Raw genomic sequence first — 16,782 nt, forward strand, 5'->3', positions numbered from 1 at the left:
AGTGGGCAGACAGTCCCCCGCGGTGGCAAGGATCAGAAGAAACCCAGCGCCTTGGGGCTGTAGCTGACCAGCAGGTTCTTGGTCTGCTGATAATGGTCCAGCATCATCTTGTGCGTTTCGCGGCCGATGCCCGACTGTTTGTAGCCGCCGAACGCGGCATGCGCGGGATAGGCGTGGTAGCAGTTCGTCCAGACGCGTCCTGCCTGGATCGTGCGGCCGGCGCGATAGGCGGTCGTCCCGTCGCGCGACCATACCCCGGCGCCCAGGCCGTAGAGCGTGTCGTTGGCGATCGCCATCGCATCGTCGAAGTCCTTGAACGTGGTCACCGCGACGACGGGGCCGAAGATCTCCTCCTGGAAGACGCGCATCTTGTTGTGCCCTTCCAGGATCGTCGGCGTGACGTAATAGCCTGCGTCCAGTTCGCCGCCGAGCTGCGCGCGGGTGCCGCCGGTCAGCACCTTCGCCCCCTCCGCCTTGCCGATGTCGATGTACGACAGGATCTTTTCGAGCTGGTCGTTCGAGGCCTGCGCGCCGATCATCGTCGATGCGTCCAGCGGGCTGCCCTGCTTGATCGCCTGCACCCGCGCGATCGCCTTTTCCATGAAGCGGTCGTAGATCGATTCGTGGATCAGCGCGCGGCTGGGGCAGGTGCACACCTCACCCTGGTTGAGCGCGAACAGGGCGAAGCCTTCCAGCGCCTTGTCCAGATACTCGTCGTCCGCGGCCATCACGTCGGCGAAGAAGATGTTGGGGCTCTTGCCGCCCAGCTCCAGCGTGACGGGGATCAGGTTTTCGGTCGCATATTGCATGATCAGGCGGCCGGTCGTCGTTTCGCCGGTGAAGGCGATCTTGGCGATCCGCTTGTTCTGCGCCAGCGGCTTGCCCGCCTCGACGCCAAAGCCGTTGACGACGTTGAGCACGCCCGGCGGCAGCAGGTCGCCGATCACGTCCATCAGCACCATGATCGACATCGGCGTCTGTTCGGCGGGTTTCAGCACCACGCAATTGCCCGCGGCGAGCGCCGGCGCGAGCTTCCACACCGCCATCAGCAGCGGGAAATTCCAGGGAATGATCTGGCCGACGACGCCCAGCGGCTCGTGGAAGTGATAGGCGACGGTGTCGTGGTCGATCTCGGCGATCGATCCTTCCTGCGCGCGCAGGCAGCCGGCGAAATAGCGGAAATGATCGATCGCGAGCGGCAGGTCGGCGGCGGTGGTTTCGCGGATCGGCTTGCCGTTGTCGATCGTCTCGACCAGCGCGAGCAGCGACAGCCGTTCCTCCATCCGGTCGGCGATCTTCAGTAGGATGCGCGAGCGCTCGGTCGCGCTCATCCGGCCCCAGGCGTCCTTCGCCTTGTGCGCGGCGTCGAGCGCCAGTTCAATGTCCTCGGCGGTGCCGCGCGCGACCGAGCAGACGGTCTTGCCGGTGACGGGCGAGGGGTTGTCGAAATACTGGCCACGCACCGGCGCCACCCAGTCGCCGCCGATGAAATTGTCGTAGCGCGGGCGGATCGCGATCTGCCCTTTCAGCTCGTCAAGCGCCTGTTGCAGCATGGGTCGTCTCCTAGGGGTCGCGCGCCGGCGGTCCTGCCGGTTCGGGCTCGTTGCGATGCCCCACTGTCTGCCTGCCGGGCGCCCCGCGCCATTGCACCAAAGGGCAATTGCCGCTGGCGGCGCGATGCGGGCACCCCGGCCGCATTCGGCGTCGGTCCCTGACGGCGCGTACGGGAGAGGAATGTCACCATGTTGAAACTCGCCATCGTCGGCGCAGCCGCCGCCGCCACCCTCGCTACTGCCGCGCCGGCCGCCGCGCGCGACATCGTCGTGCAGATGAAGAACGTCGGTACGGGCGGATCGATGGTGTTCGAACCGGCCTTCATCAAGGCGCAGCCCGGCGACACCATCCACTTCAAGCCGACCGATCCCAGCCACAATGCGGAGACGATCCCGACGATCCTGCCCGCCGGCGTCGCGCCGTCCAAGGGGCAGATGAACAAGGAATTCGTCCTGCCGGTCACCGCGCCGGGGCTGTACGGCATCAAGTGCATGCCCCATTTTTCGATGGGCATGGTCGCGCTGGTGCAGGTGGGCAACGGCCCGTCCCCGAATCTCGCCGCCGCGCGGGCCGTGAAGCTGCCGCCGTTCGCCGCCAAGCGGATGACGCCGATGCTGGCCCAGGCCAAGTGAGCGCGCGGGAGGAAACGCCGATGCCCGCCGCGCTGATGGTCGCCTATCCCGCCGACGGGGGTGCCGCCTTCGATCGCGAATATTACGTCGCGACGCACCTGCCGCTCGTCCGGCACGCGCTGACGCCGCACGGGCTGACCGGTGTTGCGGGCTATTTTCCCGATCACGTGGGCGACATGCTCGCGGTCGCCATCCTGACCTTCACCGATGCCGCGTCGCGTGACGCGGCGCTGGCGTCGCCCGAGGCGGCGCCGGTGTTCGCCGACATCGCCAATTTCACGACCGCAACGCCGATCCCGATGCCGATGACGGTCGCCTGACGTCGGGGGCGGGCCGGGGTCACCCGGTCCGCAGCGTCAGCCCCACCCACACGGTCCGCGGCGTCGCCCGCTCGACGATCGCATTGCCGCTGATCCCCGTTTCGACCCGCGCATCGAAGACGTTCTCCGCGCGCAGCTCGACCCCCAGCGTGCGGGTGAGCGGCAAGGCGGCATAGCCGTCCAGCGTCGTCGCCGGCGCGAGCGAGCGGCTGTTCTGGTCGTCCTCGAACTGGCGGGCGGCGTGCCGTAGCGTCGTCGAGATCGCGGCGCCGCCTTTGCGCCAGCCGAGCGTGGCGGACGTCAGGTCGCGCGGCGTCTGCGCAGGCCGCAACCCGTCGAGCGCCGCCGCGGCGCCGCTGGCGACGACGCGGGGATCGACATGCGACCAGGACGCCTGGGTGAACACCGGCCCGCTCTGCCAGCGGGCGTCCAGCTCCAGACCGGTCGAGCAGATCGCATCCAGATTGCGGCGGACGCGGTAGATGCCGTTCGCGGCGACGAAGCCGACGCCGGCGAAGGTGCCGGGACCGCGTCCTGCCGTGACATTGGCGATCGCGCCGTCCAGCCGGTTCCAGAACACGGTTGCGGCGAACGAGATGCCGGCACCTGGCGCCAGCGTGACGCCGCCGTCGATCCCGCTCAACCGTTCGGGCTCCAGCGCGGCATTGGCGGCGACCGCATCGGCGCCGACACGGAACGGCCGGTACAGCTCGTTGAGCGTCGGCAGGCGCCAGCCGCGATAGGCGGACGCGCGCAGCGTCACCGGCGCGACCGGCGTGACGGCAATACCGGCCCGCCCGGTCCATTCCGTCCCCCGCCGCTCCGGAAAGATGGCGTTGGTCAGCGGCGCGCCGGTGGCAATCACCGCCTCGCGCAGGGCGCCGTCCGTCAGCCGCCAGCGATCCACCCGCCCGCCGAGTGTCAGTGTCGCAGGGCCGGCGGTCAGGCTCGCGTCCGTGAACAGGCCATAGGTCAGCGCGGTGCCGCCCGCCACGCGCCGCCGCGTGGGCAGCGCGTTGACGTAGGTGTACAGCTCCTGCGTCTGCCCGGAGACGCGTCGCACGTCGGCGCCGAGCCGCAGATCGCGGCCTTCGCCGACCGGGGGCTTTACTTCGATGCGGCCGCCGGTGCCGGTGGCGGGCGTGTTATATTGGTCGAGTGTCTGCGTTGCGGTCGTCCGGGCGGCATCGACGCTGGCGAATTGCGACGCGAAGGCGCGCGTCTGGAGATAGGCGAGCGCGGACCAGCCCCAGTCGCCGCGCCCGATCAGGCGGATGCTGGCGTCGGCGCCCTGGCTGCGGTTGCGGGTGAAGGCCGTGCCGCGTTCGCGCGTATCGGTGAAGCCCGACAGGTTGGTCTGCAATTCCGTCTGTCCGCCGAGCGCGACCACGCCGCGTGCCGCGGCGGAAAACTGCTCGAACGGCGCCGCGCGATCGGCGGGGCCGCGGCTCTCGGCGACGGTCGGCACGAAGCCGTCGCCACGATCGTACGCCGCCGACAGCGTGGCGAAGCCACCGTCGCGGCGCAGCAGACCCGATGCGGCAGCGGACAGCGACCGGCGGCTGCCGTACGCGAGGTCTGCGGCAAGCGCAGGCTGATCGGCGGGATCGGCGCTGTCGATCTCGATCGTGCCGGCGAGCGCGCCGGGCCCGAAATAGCCGCTGCCACCGCCGCGCGTCACGCGGATCAGGCCGATGCGATCGGTGGCATAAGCGGGGAAGGGCACCCAGCCGCCGAACGGGTCCGCCTGCGGCACGCCATCCAGGATCAGGAGCGCGCGGCTGGACGCATTGCCGCCGATCCCGCGCAGCGACAGCCCCTGGCTGGTCGGATTGGCCGAGCGCGAATCGCTCCGGCGGAACTGCTGCAGCCCCGCGACATCGGCGAGCACCGTTTCCAGCCGGCCGCTGGCGCTTTCGCGGATGCGCGCCGCGTCGATCGCGACGACGTCCGCCGTGCGATCGCCCGGTCGGGCGGGCAGGCCGCGACCGATGACGACGATGTCCTGAGTCGCAGGAGGGTCGGCGGCGGCGCGGTCCTGCGCGGTGGCGGGAAGGGCGGAGGTGCCGCACAGCAACAGGGCGATGGCTCGAACGATCATAACGGCTCCGGATAGGGGGTGATCGGCACTAGCGGGCGGCCCAGGTCGCGCCAGCCATCGACGCCTTCGGCGAACCAGCGCACCCGCCTATAGCCCGCCCGGCGCAAACGCCACGCCGCATTCCAGCTCATCCAGCAATCCGCCAGACAGAAGATGATCAGCGTGGTGCGCGGCGCGGCGGCATGCAGACGGGCGACGCCGCGAAGGAACCAGCGTTCGACGGCAGGGTCGATCGCCCCGCGGCCCGCTTCGGGAAACCAGGCGGCACCCGCGATACCGCGCTGTTCGCGGGCGAGCCGCCAGTGCCCATCGGCCGTCCGCACCGCCCCCTCGGCGGGCACGACGTCGATCAGCGTCGCGCGATTGGCATCGACCAGTGCGGCGACTGCGGCGGCATTGATGCGCGCGACCCCGGGCGGCGACGACGGCACGACGCCGCGATAGTCGGCGATGCGATAGCCGCTCCGCGCATCGAAGCGCGCATCGGTCGCCGCTGCGGCGAGGGCGATCAGGGCCGTAAGGCAGAGGGGCAGGTGGCGTCGCATCGTACCAAGGTGTCATGGTCGCGGACGGGCGACCTGCCTACCAGACTTAGGGATGAGGATCGCATCACGCTCTCTCGTTGCGGCACTGCTTGCCGCCGTCTCGGCCCCGGCTTCCGCCACGTTGCCGGCCGATCCGCTGGCATCGCCGATGTGGGATTTCGTGGCCGATCAGGCGTTTGGAGCGGGCGCACGCGTCGCCTTCGATCCGCGCGTCAAGGTGCGCTTCCCGGACATCGCCGAAAACCAGCGCGTCTTCCCGGTCGAGGTCGACGCGCGGGGCATCGCCGACGTGAAAAGGATCGTCATCCTGGTCGATCTCAATCCGATCCAGCTGCCGATCGATTATCGGCTGGACGATGCCGAGCCGTTCATCGCGACGCGGATCAAGCTCGACCAGCGCACGCCGGTGCGCGGGGCGGTGCAGCTGGGCGACGGATCATGGCTGGTGTCGGGCGGCTGGATCGATGCGGCGGGTGGCGGCTGTTCGGCGCCGCCGGCCAGCCGGGTCAGCGGCGACTGGGCGCAGCATCTGGGCGAGGTGCGCGGCGGCCTGTGGCGGACCGCAACGGGCCCACGCGCGCAGATCGCCTTTCGCCACCCGATGGACACCGGCTTCGTCGCCAATATCGCGAGCTATTATATCGATCAGCTAACGTTGACCGGCGCGGATGGCCGGTCGCTCGGCATGGTCGCGATGCAGGCCGCGGTCGCCGAGGACCCGGTGCTGACGCTCTTGCCACATGCGCGAACGGGCGAAGTGGTGCGCTTCCACGCGCGCGACACCAACGGCATCGACTATCGCGGCACGCTGGCGGATCGCGGTGGTCCCGCCGCATGATCGATCGGCGGACGTTGATCGCCGCGGCGGGCGCCGCCCTCGCCGCGCCGGTGCTGGGGCAGGCGCTGGCCTATCGCCTGACGCCGCACACGGTCGGGGACGGCATTTGGCTGATCCGCGGGGCCGATGCGCCGATCGCGCGCGACAATGGCGGTGCGATCGCCAACATCACGCTGATCGGCACCGACGCCGGTCCGGTGCTGATCGATGCGGGACCGTCGCTACGCTATGGCGAGGCGTTGCAGGCGCTGGCGAAGACGCTGACGGGTAAGCCCGTAGCGCGCGTCTACCTCACGCATCTCCATCCCGACCACAGCTATGGCGACGCGGCGTTCGCGCCGGCGATCGTCGCGGCGACCCCGGGACTGATCGCGACGCTGACCCGCGACGGGCCGGGCTTTGCCGATGGCATGTACCGCCTGCTGGGCGACTGGATGCGCGGCACCGAGCTGCGCATCCCGGCCCATGTCGTGTCCAGCCCGCAGGAGGTCGTGGGGGGACGGACGTTCCGCATGCTGCCGCTGTCGGGGCATAGCGCCGACGATCTCGCCATCCTCGACGAGGCGACGGGGACGCTGGTGGCGGGTGATCTCGTCTTCCACGATCGCGCGCCCTCGACGCCGCATGCTGATCTGCCGACGTGGCGGCGCTCGCTCGATACGCTGAAGGGGCTGGGGCATCGCGCGTTGATCCCCGGCCATGGCCCGTTCGACCCGACGCCCAATGCCGCCATCGACCAGACCCGCGACTGGATCGACTGGCTCGACGCCGCGCTGCGCCGGGCGGTGGCGGACGGGCTCGACATGGTGGAGGCGGGCGATCTGCCGATCCCGCCCCGGTTCGCGACGCTGGCCGCGGCGCGATACGAATTGCAGCGCTCGGTCGCGCATTTCTATCCGACGCTGGAGCGCACGCTGCTGCCGCGGGTCGATGTGCGATGACGGGGGTGCGTCCGATGCGCTATGGTCTTCTCGCTGCGACCGCGCTGATCGCGACGCCTGTCGCGGCGCAGACTCTCGATCCCGCAGCGCAGGACGGGGGCGAGGCGCTGGTGATCGTCGGCACGCCGCTGGTCGATCCGGGCGAGGATATCGTCGGCTATCCCGCGCAGCACGTGTCCGACGAACAGATCGCGCGCAGCCATGCGCTGGACCTGTCCGACTATCTGCGCCGACTGGCCGGGGGCGTGTTCGTCAACGAGGTGCAGGGCAATCCGCTGCAACCCGACATCAACTATCGCGGCTTCACCGCCTCGCCGCTGCTCGGCACGCCGCAGGGTTTGTCCGTCTACCTCGACGGCATCCGCATGAACCAGCCGTTCGGCGACGTGGTCAGCTGGGATCTGATCCCTACCTCCGCGATCCGATCGACGACGCTGGTGCCGGGGGCGAACCCGCTGTTCGGGCGCAATTCGCTGGGTGGCGCGCTGGCGATCCGCACCAAGGACGGTCGATCCGATCCCGGCATGACCGCCGACATCGGCTATGGCAGTTTCGGCCGCTCGGTCACGCGCGCGACTGTCGGCGGGACGCACAAGCGTTGGCATTGGTTCGCCTCTGCCGATTATTTCCGGGAACGGGGCTGGCGCGACTATTCGCCGTCGCGCGCCGGCCAGCTGTTCGGCAAGGTCGGCTGGGCCGATGGCGGCACCGATATCGCGCTGTCGGGCAGTGTCGCCGACAGCGACCTCAACGGCAACGGTCTGCAGGAGATGCGGCTGCTCGCGCAGGAGCCGGCGAGCGTCTACACCCACCCCGACACGACGCGGAATCGCGGCTGGTACGGCAATGCGACGCTGTCGCAGCAGTTGTCGGACCGGCTGACGCTGTCCGCCAACGCCTTCTACCGCGGCATCCGCACCCGCACGGTCAACGGCGACGTCAACGAAGGCGCGTTAGGCGAAAACCTGTACCAACCCAATGCCGCAGAGCGCGCCGCTCTGGCGACGGCGGGCTATTCGGGCGTCCCCACATCCGGCGAAACACAGGCGAACACGCCGTTCCCACGCTGGCGCTGCATCGCCAACGTGCTGCTGAACAGTGAACCGAACGAGAAATGCAACGGCTTGGTCAACCGCACCGCGACCCGCCAGCGCGAATGGGGCGCGACGGCGGAGCTGACGTGGACCGTCGGCGCCAACCGGCTGACGCTGGGCGGGGCCTATGTCGATGGGCATGCCGACTTCGCCCAGTCGTCACAATTCGGCTATCTGACGTCGGATCGTGGCGTGGTCGCGGTGACGGGGCCGGGGGCCTTCGCCGATGGGTCGCAGGCGTCGGAAAATGCGTTCGATGCGCGCGTCGATCTGTCCGCAGGCACCCGCGTCGTCAGCCTCTACGCGCTCGACGGGCTCGACGTCACGCCGACGCTCCATGTCGATCTGTCGGGTCGGTTCGACCGGACGATCGTGCGCAACCGCGACCGGATCACACCGGGCGGTGGTACGGGATCGCTGGATGGCGATCACCGCTTCCAGCGCTTCAATCCCGCCGTAGCGTTGCGCTGGACCCCGCTGGCGCCGGTGGCAATCGATCTGGCGGTGGCCCGCACCAGCCGCGCGCCGTCCGCGATCGAACTCGGTTGCGCCGATCCGCGCAGTCCGTGCCGCCTGCCGAATGCGCTCGCCGGCGACCCACCGCTCGCGCAGGTCGTCGCGCAGACGGTGGAGGGCGGGGTGACGCTGACGCACGGCCCCGTCCGGCTGAGGGCGGGCGCGTTCCGCACCGTCAGCCGCGACGACATCCTGTTCGTCGCCAGCGACCAGACCGGCTTCGGCTATTTCCGCAACTTCGGCCGCACCCGACGGCAAGGTGCGGACCTCGATCTGTCGGCACGGCTGGGTGCGATCGGGCTGTCGGCGCATTACACTTTGCTCGACGCCACCTATCGCAGCGCGGAAACGGTCGGCGGCGCCGGCAACAGCAGCAACGACGGCCCCGCACCGGGCTTCGACGGCACGATCGCCATCGCGCGCGGCGACCGAATCCCGTTGATCCCGCGTCATCTGCTCAAAGGTGCCGTGACGGTCGATGCCACGCGCTGGCTGACGCTCTCCGCGGACGTCGTCGCCAGCGCGGGCGTGATCGCGCGGGGCAACGAGAATGGCGCGCATCGGCCCGACGGCGTCTATTATTTGGGGGAGGGGCGCACCCGCCCCTATGCGGTGGCCAACGCCGCGGCAGAGGTGCGACCGGGCAGGGGCATCACGCTCTATGTCCAGGTGAGCAATATGTTCGACAAGCGCTATACGACCGCGGCGCAGCTCGGCGCGACCGCATTCGACGCGGCCGGCCGGTTCGTCGCGCGGCCCTTTGCCGCGCCGGTGATCGACGGCGAACGGCCATTGCTGCACGCGTCGTTTCAGGCACCCGGCGCGCCGCGTTCGGCGCAGGTCGGCATACGGCTGGGCTTCTGAACATGTGGCGCCGCGCAGATGCGATCCCATCGCGTCATGCGCGGCGCCGCCGGTCATCAGGCGCCGAAATGCACCGTCCCGGTTAGCCCCCACGTGCGGGGCTTGGCGTAGACGCCGGCAACTGTCCCGTCGAACAGCGTGTTGTCATAGCCGTAGACGCGATAACGCTCGGAAAACAGGTTGTTGACGAACAGAGCGATTTCCCAGCGGTCGGCCGGGCCGGCAAAGCCAATGCGGGCATTGGCGACCGTGTACGCCCGCTCCCGCTCGACCGGCGCGCACAGCACCGTGAAGCAGAAGCTGCTCGAATGCTGCGCATCCGCCTGCAGCGAAACGGTGCCGCCCGCGACCGCGAATTCGTAGCGGGCCAAGAGGTTGCCCGAAAAGCTTGGCGCCTGCGGCAGGCGGTGGTCTTCCACGGTGACCAGATCGGGCAGCTCGACGTTGCGGACCTTCGTGTCGAGGAACGACGCATTGGCCTGTAGCGTCAGGCCCCGGATCGGGCGCGTCGCGAACTCGACCTCCAGCCCCGCCGATTTTGCGGGCAGGTTCACGACCGTCTGCACCGTCGAATATTGGGCGAAGGCCTGATAATTCTGATAATCGTAGTAGAAGGCCGACAGGTTCAGCGTCGTGCCCGGCGTAAGCCGTGTCTTCGCGCCGACCTCCCAGGCGTTGAGCGTTTCGGGCCGATAGTTGATGCCGTTCAGCGCTGCCGCCTCCGATCCGGGGAAGGGTGTGCCCGTCGAGAAAGTGAAGCCGCCGCTCTTCGATCCGCGGTTATAGCTCGCATACAGCAGCACGTGGTCGGTCGGCTTGTAGTTGATCAGCGCACGCGCGGTGACCCCGTCGAACACGGGGGTGGCATCGGCCGGCGTCGCGGTGATGCCGGTCCGCGGCTGGATCACGCCGAACGAGCCATAGGCGACCTGGCGTGGGTTGAAGATGATCGACACGCCGGTGCTGTGCTCCGACCCGAAATAGCGGCCGGTCTTGCGATCGTTCCAATAGCGCAGGCCACCGACCAGCGTCACGCGATCGGCAACCTTCCATTCGTTCTGCACGAAAAAGGCGTAGGACCGCGTGTTCTGCGAAAAGGCGACGGTGGGGTCGTAGCCGTAGAAGAGCGAGGCGTATTTGCCGGTATAATTGCCGTCGATCGACATGGCGAAGGCGCCGGCCGTCAGCTGATTGGCGCCCAGATCTGCCTGCAGGCGGACTTCCTGCGACCATTGGTCGATCCGCGATCCTTGCGTGAAATACACGCCGCTGGCGGGCGAGGAATCGCCGTCTTCGGTGTAGAATTTGTCGCCGTGCTGATAATCGGTGATCGTGACCAGCGTCACCGCATCCGAGACGCGTGCCTGGATCTTCAGGTCCGCGCCGAAGACCTTGCGATCGACATAGCTGGGATCGGTCGCGGCCGTCTTGTACGGATCGCCACCCCGCGCGGGATTGATCGCGTCGTTGCGATAGCCGGCGCCCGTTTCGCCCGGGCCGGTCCCCCAATAGGCGCAGCTGCGATCGGGGGCCAGCACCTCGCCTTGCAGCCTTGCATTGGGACAGCTCGCGACCAGCGAATACAGACCGGCCTGCCGTTCCTTGTCGGCGCGCATGTAGCGCAGCGTCAGCGTCGATTCGATATCCGCATTGGGCTGCCATGCCACGATGCCACGCAAGGCCCAGTGATTGTTGGCGCCGCGTGCGGCCTCGCCCGGGTTAATATTGCGGATGTACCCCTTGTCCCGGTTGCGGGTGCCCGCGACGCGGACCTGGAGATTGTCGGTCAGCGGCCCCGACACGGCGCCTTCGGTGATGATCTGCCCATAGCTTCCGACCGTGACGGAGCCGTAGCCGTCCAGCTCGCGGGTCGGCTGGTTGGAAATGAACTGCACCGCGCCGCCGGTCGCGTTGCGGCCGAACAGCGTCCCCTGCGGCCCACGCAGCACCTCGACCCGTGCAAGGTCGAAGGTCGGGAAGCTGGCGAGGTTGATCGAGCTGGAATAGCTGTCGTCCTGATAGACGGCGACGGGCGGCTACTGTTGGTCGCCATAATCGTTCTGCGACACGCCGCGAATGTTGAACACCACCTGCGAGCTGGAATAGGCGTTCATCTTCAATTCCGGCACGGCGCGCGTCAGATCCGTCGCAGTCTGCACATTCATGTCGCGCAGGGAATCCGCCGTCATCACCGATACGGCGATACCGACATCCTGCAGTTTCTGTTCACGCCGTTGGGCCGTGACGACGATGTCGTCGGAGTCTTTGGCCTGATCCTTGGAGTGTTCCTCGGAGTGTTCCTCGGAGTGTTCCTTGTCCTGCGCGGCAGCGATCGGGGACCATGCCAAGACGGCACATGTCGTAACCGTAGACAGCAACAGGCGGCGAAGATCGCCCGAACGGTGTTCGCGATGCATGGAATGACCCCCTTTTGGTGTGGCGGGCATCACGACTGGGGAAAGGTCAATCGTGACACCGGCACGTCGATAGTCCGCCTCTCCCCGATCTTTATCGGCGACTATCCTGCGACGATGCGACGGAACGGATTGAATGGATTCGACAGTAATGCAGTATAGATGCGACGCAGACGGCAGGGGTCACGCAGTCAGTCGTCGCTGCAATGCTGATATAGGAGGAATGTTACTGAAGTGAGGACAGAGAGAATAAAAATTGCTTAGTAAAACTGAAAAAAGAGCTTCGAATATGCTGGTATATACAGGGTAGTTAAGTGATTTATATTTGATAAATCAGGACTTTTGTTGCCCTTCGCCGAAGGCTGGGCCTATGCGTCACGGTTCCCCTGACGTTCGAGCGCGGCGTCGCATCGTCGTGCATTACCTGCCATCGTGATGGGATGCCGCGACGGTCGATGGCCTCAGTCTCTTCGCTCGTGATCACGATAATTCGCTGTGTCCTTAAGGGCTTATGTCTCGCAGCTAGGGCGACGGCATGGTCGGCCGTCCGCAGTCCGCGGTGTGGCGTCGCGGCATATCCCGCGTCGCAGGGACACCTCAGTCTTTAACCATTGAATAATCGATCAATTAATGTGAAAAGTTGGGCCCTCGGCCCATGGTGAGCAGTCGGCGGGAAGCACGCCGATCATCGGCTGGTACATCCGGTATAACGCTCTCTTATACTCATCATGTATGCTGCTGATTGAGCGTTCAAACGGACAAGGCATCTTGCAATAATTCCGTCACCGGCGAAGATTTGAACGCCGAATCCGGCCGTACTGGACCTTCATGGGAGCAGGTGCGGAATGCGAAATGCCGTTGCGTACCGCCTGCGACGATGCGGGCAGACCGGTCATCAGTCCATAGCCGGCCTTGCGCCGGACACCGAGACGTCGCGAACGATCGACGGGCGGAGCCATCGCGGCTCGGTCCGCCGGCGCCCCCGCGTCCGGTCGTGGACCGGCAATGTCGCACGCATGGACGGACGGGTGATGTCTTTCGGGTGGCAGAGAGGTGCCGTCGGCGCGTGACGCGCCGGTCGCATGACTCTGGTCCGTACAAAATCAAAAGGGGGCGGCGGAATGGCGGACGAGGTGATGATCGCGGAACCGTGCGACGGCAGGGTCGCTGCCCGGCATGCCACAGGCGCTGCGTCGCGCCCGACGCTGCTGCGTGCGCTGGATTGGCGAGGGGCGTTCTGGGCGATCAGCGGCGTTCCGGCCGGCGTGCTGCTGACGATGGGCGGCGTTTCCACCGTGGTCGGGCAGGCGTCCTGGGCGGTCTGGATCGTCTCGGTGCTGATCGGCTTCCTGCAATGCTTCGTCTATGCCGAAATCGCGGGCCTGTATCCCGACAAGTCCGGCGGCGCCTCGGTATATGGCGCGGCGGCCTGGATCAAATATAGCAAGTTCGTCGCGCCCGTGTCCGTCTGGTGCAATTGGCTCGCCTGGTCTCCGGTCCTGGCGCTGGGCACGGGGCTGGCCGCCGGTTACGTCCTGACCAGCCTTTTCCCGGCGGATGCGGCGATCAATACGTGGCATCTCACGCTGCTCGATCTGAGCGCCGTCAAGCCCGGGCTGACGCTGCGGATCAACGCGGTTGCGATCATCGCCGCCGGGTTCCTGCTCATGACCTTCCTGTTGCAGCACCAGGGCGCGGCGCGCGCGGCCGGCACGCAAAAGGTGCTGGCGCTCGTCTGCCTCTGCCCGCTGTTGCTGGTCGGGCTGGTGCCGATCGTCACGGGCGATCTCCCGTCCGACCATCTGTTTCCGCTGCTGCCGATCGTGCGCGATGCGGCGGGCCATATCGGCTTCGGCAGTTGGAATGCTGCCGGGCTGACGTTGCTGGCGGCGGGCCTGTTCGGCGCCGGCTGGTCGACCTACGGGTTCGAAGGCGCGGTCTGCTACGTGCGCGAATTCAAGGACCCCGCCCGCGATACCTATAAGGCGATCATCTCGGCGGGATTGCTGTGCCTCGCAGTCTTCACGCTCGTTCCTTTGGCATTTCAGGCCTCGCTGGGGCTCAGCGGCATGACGAACCCCGCCATTTATGACGGGACGGGCGTGGCGCTGGCGCTGGCGAGCATCGTCAAGGGCGGGGTGGTCGTCACCAACCTGTTCATTGCGATGTTCATTCTGGCGCTGCTGCTGATCGTCATGTCGTCGATGATGGGGTCGTCGCGCACGCTGTATCAGGCTTCGGTCGACGGCTGGCTGCCGCGGTATCTGTCGCGGGTCAATCGCCACGGCGCGCCGACCGCGGCGATGTGGACCGATCTGGCGTTCAACCTGATCCTGCTGATGATGTCGGACTATTTCATGGTCCTGATGCTCTCCAACGTCTGCTACATGATCTTCATCTTCCTCAACCTGCAGGCGGGCTGGATCCACCGCATCGACCGGCCGCACTGGCCGCGCCCGTTCCGAGCGCCGACGTGGCTGCTCGGCGTGGGGGCCGCTTTGGGCTTCGTCAATCTGGTGCTGCTGGGCGCGGGGGCGGAGGTGTGGGGCCCTGGCACCCTGCGCAACGGCCTCATCGCCGCGGCGCTGATCGTGCCGGTGTTCGTCTTCCGCCATTACATCCAGGACGGCGGCCGGTTCCCCGCCGCCGCGCAACCCGAGGAGGCGCGACTGCCCGATCCGCCGCGCGCCGGCATCCTGCCCTTCGCCGCGCTGGCGCTTGCCGCGGTGGTGATCGGGGTGTCGCACCACCTGTCCGTGCTGCCGGGTTGACGTGACTGTCCCATGCCGCTGCGTCAGCGCCCAGATAGATGCCACGTCACGATACAGGCATTGACTGACCGTTCAACGCAGGCTCACACTGTAGATGGCGGCGTCTTCTTCGAATCACAGCACGCTTGTGGCTAACGTCGCCCCGAAATTGAACGTCTGATCAGGACCCGTTGCTTATGCCCCGTTCCTCGCCGATCGCTGACGATGGCCGCGCCAGACAGCTCGTCGAAATGACGATCGACAGCCTGTCCGAAGTGGGGTTCGTCGGCACGACGCTGATCCAGATCGCGGGGCGCGCGGGCGTGTCGCCAGGGCTGGTGGCCCATTATTTCGGCGACAAGGAAGGGCTGCTCGAGGCAGCGTTCCGCCTGCTGCTGTCGCGCCTCGGCGCACGGCTGCGCTTGCGTCTCGCGCGGGCGGAGGGGTCGCGGGAGCGTTTGCAGGCGGTGATCGACACGAACCTGGCGCCTGAGGAACTCGACGGCACGACCAGCAAGGTCTGGCTGGCCTTCTGGGGACACGTCCGGCACCAGCCGCGCCTGTTCCGCATCCAGCACGTCTATCAGCGTCGCATGCTGTCCAACCTGCGCCATCCGCTCCGCGCGCTGGTGCCGGTCGAGGAGGCGCCCGCACTCGCGGCGACGATCGCGGCGATGATCGATGGCGTATGGCTGCGCGGCGCACTGTCGGGGTGGAGCGAGATCGACGGCGACAGCGCACGCCATTTGCTGGGATCGTTCGTCGATAGCCGCCTCGCCGCCATGCCGGCTGCTGCGCCGCCGCGGCGTGAGATCGTGCCGTGCAATCCCGCGACGGGAGAGGCGCTGGCGCGCATCGCGGTGACGGACACGCCTGCACTGGAGGCGGCGATCGCCCGCGCCCGCGCCGCGCAACCGGGATGGGCGGCGCTGGCGCCGCGCGAGCGTGGCCGCATCCTGCGCCGTGCCGCGGACATCCTGCGCGAGCGCAACGTCGAGTTGGCGCGGATCGAAACGCTCAACACGGGCAAACCCGTGCAGGAGACAGAGGCGGTCGACGTTTTGTCGGGTGCCGATTGCCTGGAATATTATGCCGGCGTCGCCGCCACGGTGGCGGGCCAGCATCTGGATCTGGGCGCGGAAGCGTTCGGCTATACCCGGCGCGAGCCTCTGGGCGTCGTCGCCGGCATCGGCGCGTGGAACTATCCGTTGCAGATCGCCTGCTGGAAGGCGGCACCCGCGCTGGCGTGCGGCAATGCGATGATCTTCAAGCCCGCCGAGCAGACCCCGTTGACCGCAGCAGCGCTGGAATCGGTGTTCCGCGACGCGGGGTTGCCGGATGGCATATTTCAGGTCGTGCAGGGCTATGGTCCGCTCGGCCGCGCGCTCGTCACCCATAAGGACATCGCCAAGGTCTCGCTGACCGGATCGGTGCCGACGGGGCGGGCGGTGATGGCGGCGGCCGCGCCGGGGCTGAAGGCGGTGACGCTGGAGCTGGGCGGCAAGTCGCCGCTGATCGTGTTCGAGGATGCCGCGCTCGACAATGCGGTGTCCGGCGCGATGCTCGCCAATTTCTATTCCACCGGTCAGGTCTGTTCGAACGGCACCCGCGTCTTCGTCCACCGATCGGTGCTGAACGATTTTCTGGAGCGGCTCGCGGCGCGCACCGCGCGCCTCGTCGTCGGCGATCCGCTCGATCCCGCCACGCAGATCGGCCCCCTGGTGTCCGAGACGCAGATGAACATCGTGCTCGGCCACATTGAGCGTGCCCGGCGCGAGGGCGTGCGGCTGCTGGCGGGCGGCAAGCGGCTGACCGATGGCGATCTGGCGCGCGGCTGGTTCGTCGCGCCGACGATCTTCGTCGCGCAGGACGACCGCGCTTCGATCGTGCGCGACGAGGTGTTCGGCCCGGTGATGACGGTGCTGCCGTTCGACGATGAGGACGATGTCGTTGCCCGCGCCAATGCCACCGAATTCGGGCTCGCCGCGGGCGTCTTCACTGCGGACATCACGCGGGCGCATCGCGTGATCGCGCGGCTGGAGGCCGGAACGTGCTGGATCAACCAGTACAACGTCACCCCGATCGAGCTGCCGTTCGGCGGCTACAAGGCCTCGGGCCTCGGGCGTGAGAACGGGCTGGCCGCCATCGAACATTATACCCGTCTGAAGAGCGTCTATGTCGCGATGGCCGACATCGACTGCCCCTATTGAGGT

General features: G+C 67.6%; 11 protein-coding genes and 1 pseudogene. 7 read left to right on the forward strand and 5 right to left on the reverse strand.

The window, feature by feature from the left end:
- Positions 1-32 precede the first annotated feature (32 nt).
- Positions 33-1,553: an aldehyde dehydrogenase gene (adh, locus tag ACP7A3_RS13850; protein ID WP_147035572.1), complete on the reverse strand. Its 1,521-nt coding sequence runs from the start codon at positions 1,551-1,553 to the stop codon at positions 33-35.
- A 189-nt stretch (positions 1,554-1,742) separates the two neighbouring features.
- Between adh and ACP7A3_RS13855 the strand changes: the two genes are divergently transcribed.
- Both ACP7A3_RS13855 and ACP7A3_RS13860 read left to right on the forward strand, forming a co-directional pair.
- Positions 1,743-2,186 (forward strand): pseudoazurin, encoded by a 444-nt coding sequence (locus ACP7A3_RS13855; RefSeq protein WP_426255989.1) that lies wholly within the window; start codon positions 1,743-1,745, stop codon positions 2,184-2,186.
- 20 nt (positions 2,187-2,206) lie between these two features.
- Entirely contained in the window at positions 2,207-2,506 is a 300-nt protein-coding gene (locus ACP7A3_RS13860) for an EthD family reductase (RefSeq protein WP_426255990.1), read from the forward strand.
- A 19-nt stretch (positions 2,507-2,525) separates the two neighbouring features.
- Here the strand turns inward: ACP7A3_RS13860 and ACP7A3_RS13865 are convergent, their stop codons facing one another.
- Positions 2,526-4,607 carry a TonB-dependent receptor gene (locus tag ACP7A3_RS13865; protein ID WP_426255991.1) on the reverse strand — a complete coding sequence of 694 codons (2,082 nt, stop codon included), beginning with the start codon at positions 4,605-4,607 and terminating at the stop codon, positions 2,526-2,528.
- Entirely contained in the window at positions 4,604-5,152 is a 549-nt protein-coding gene (locus ACP7A3_RS13870) for a rhodanese-like domain-containing protein (protein ID WP_426255992.1), read from the reverse strand. Before ACP7A3_RS13870 ends, ACP7A3_RS13865 begins: the two co-directional genes overlap by 4 nt.
- Before the next feature lie 52 nt (positions 5,153-5,204).
- On the opposite strand from ACP7A3_RS13870, the gene ACP7A3_RS13875 reads away from it, so the two are divergent.
- Genes ACP7A3_RS13875 through ACP7A3_RS13885 form a run of 3 tightly spaced genes read left to right on the forward strand, consistent with a single transcriptional unit; the run spans position 5,205 to position 9,405 of the window.
- The gene (locus tag ACP7A3_RS13875) at positions 5,205-5,990 is read left to right on the forward strand and encodes a quinoprotein dehydrogenase-associated SoxYZ-like carrier (protein ID WP_426255993.1); all 786 of its coding nucleotides are present in this window, start codon (positions 5,205-5,207) and stop codon (positions 5,988-5,990) included.
- Positions 5,987-6,931 carry a quinoprotein relay system zinc metallohydrolase 1 gene (locus tag ACP7A3_RS13880; protein ID WP_426255994.1) on the forward strand — a complete coding sequence of 315 codons (945 nt, stop codon included), beginning with the start codon at positions 5,987-5,989 and terminating at the stop codon, positions 6,929-6,931. Before ACP7A3_RS13875 ends, ACP7A3_RS13880 begins: the two co-directional genes overlap by 4 nt.
- A 14-nt stretch (positions 6,932-6,945) precedes the next feature.
- The gene (locus tag ACP7A3_RS13885) at positions 6,946-9,405 is read left to right on the forward strand and encodes a TonB-dependent receptor (RefSeq protein WP_426255995.1); all 2,460 of its coding nucleotides are present in this window, start codon (positions 6,946-6,948) and stop codon (positions 9,403-9,405) included.
- A gap of 56 nt (positions 9,406-9,461) precedes the next feature.
- Here the strand turns inward: ACP7A3_RS13885 and ACP7A3_RS13890 are convergent, their stop codons facing one another.
- On the reverse strand, positions 9,462-11,021 hold the full coding sequence (locus ACP7A3_RS13890) for a TonB-dependent receptor (RefSeq protein WP_426256048.1): 1,560 nt from the start codon (positions 11,019-11,021) through the stop codon (positions 9,462-9,464).
- Positions 11,022-11,312: 291 nt separating this feature from the next.
- Positions 11,313-11,852: pseudogene (locus tag ACP7A3_RS13895) on the reverse strand (TonB-dependent receptor plug domain-containing protein); the annotation flags it as partial.
- A 1,088-nt stretch (positions 11,853-12,940) separates the two neighbouring features.
- Here ACP7A3_RS13895 and ACP7A3_RS13900 point away from each other — a divergent pair.
- Complete coding sequence (locus ACP7A3_RS13900; protein ID WP_426255996.1) at positions 12,941-14,590, forward strand: APC family permease; 1,650 nt, start codon at positions 12,941-12,943, stop codon at positions 14,588-14,590.
- Between the two features lie 176 nt (positions 14,591-14,766).
- Positions 14,767-16,779: a betaine-aldehyde dehydrogenase gene (betB, locus tag ACP7A3_RS13905; RefSeq protein WP_426255997.1), complete on the forward strand. Its 2,013-nt coding sequence runs from the start codon at positions 14,767-14,769 to the stop codon at positions 16,777-16,779.
- Positions 16,780-16,782: the final 3 nt, after the last annotated feature.

The sequence above is a fragment of the Sphingomonas sp. DC5200-1 genome (assembly GCF_049897245.1).
In the GTDB taxonomy this organism is placed as follows: Bacteria; Pseudomonadota; Alphaproteobacteria; order Sphingomonadales; family Sphingomonadaceae; genus Sphingomonas; species Sphingomonas aquatilis.

Excerpts from the sequence above, each read along its gene's own strand:
- adh (WP_147035572.1), bottom strand. The coding sequence starts at position 1,553 with ATGCTGCAACAGGCGCTTGACGAGCTGAAAGGGCAGATCGCGATCCGC.
- ACP7A3_RS13855 (WP_426255989.1), top strand. The coding sequence starts at position 1,743 with ATGTTGAAACTCGCCATCGTCGGCGCAGCCGCCGCCGCCACCCTCGCT.
- ACP7A3_RS13860 (WP_426255990.1), top strand. The coding sequence starts at position 2,207 with ATGCCCGCCGCGCTGATGGTCGCCTATCCCGCCGACGGGGGTGCCGCC.
- ACP7A3_RS13865 (WP_426255991.1), bottom strand. The coding sequence starts at position 4,607 with ATGATCGTTCGAGCCATCGCCCTGTTGCTGTGCGGCACCTCCGCCCTT.
- ACP7A3_RS13870 (WP_426255992.1), bottom strand. The coding sequence starts at position 5,152 with ATGCGACGCCACCTGCCCCTCTGCCTTACGGCCCTGATCGCCCTCGCC.
- ACP7A3_RS13875 (WP_426255993.1), top strand. The coding sequence starts at position 5,205 with ATGAGGATCGCATCACGCTCTCTCGTTGCGGCACTGCTTGCCGCCGTC.
- ACP7A3_RS13880 (WP_426255994.1), top strand. The coding sequence starts at position 5,987 with ATGATCGATCGGCGGACGTTGATCGCCGCGGCGGGCGCCGCCCTCGCC.
- ACP7A3_RS13885 (WP_426255995.1), top strand. The coding sequence starts at position 6,946 with ATGCGCTATGGTCTTCTCGCTGCGACCGCGCTGATCGCGACGCCTGTC.
- ACP7A3_RS13890 (WP_426256048.1), bottom strand. The coding sequence starts at position 11,021 with ATGCGCGCCGACAAGGAACGGCAGGCCGGTCTGTATTCGCTGGTCGCG.
- ACP7A3_RS13900 (WP_426255996.1), top strand. The coding sequence starts at position 12,941 with ATGGCGGACGAGGTGATGATCGCGGAACCGTGCGACGGCAGGGTCGCT.
- betB (WP_426255997.1), top strand. The coding sequence starts at position 14,767 with ATGCCCCGTTCCTCGCCGATCGCTGACGATGGCCGCGCCAGACAGCTC.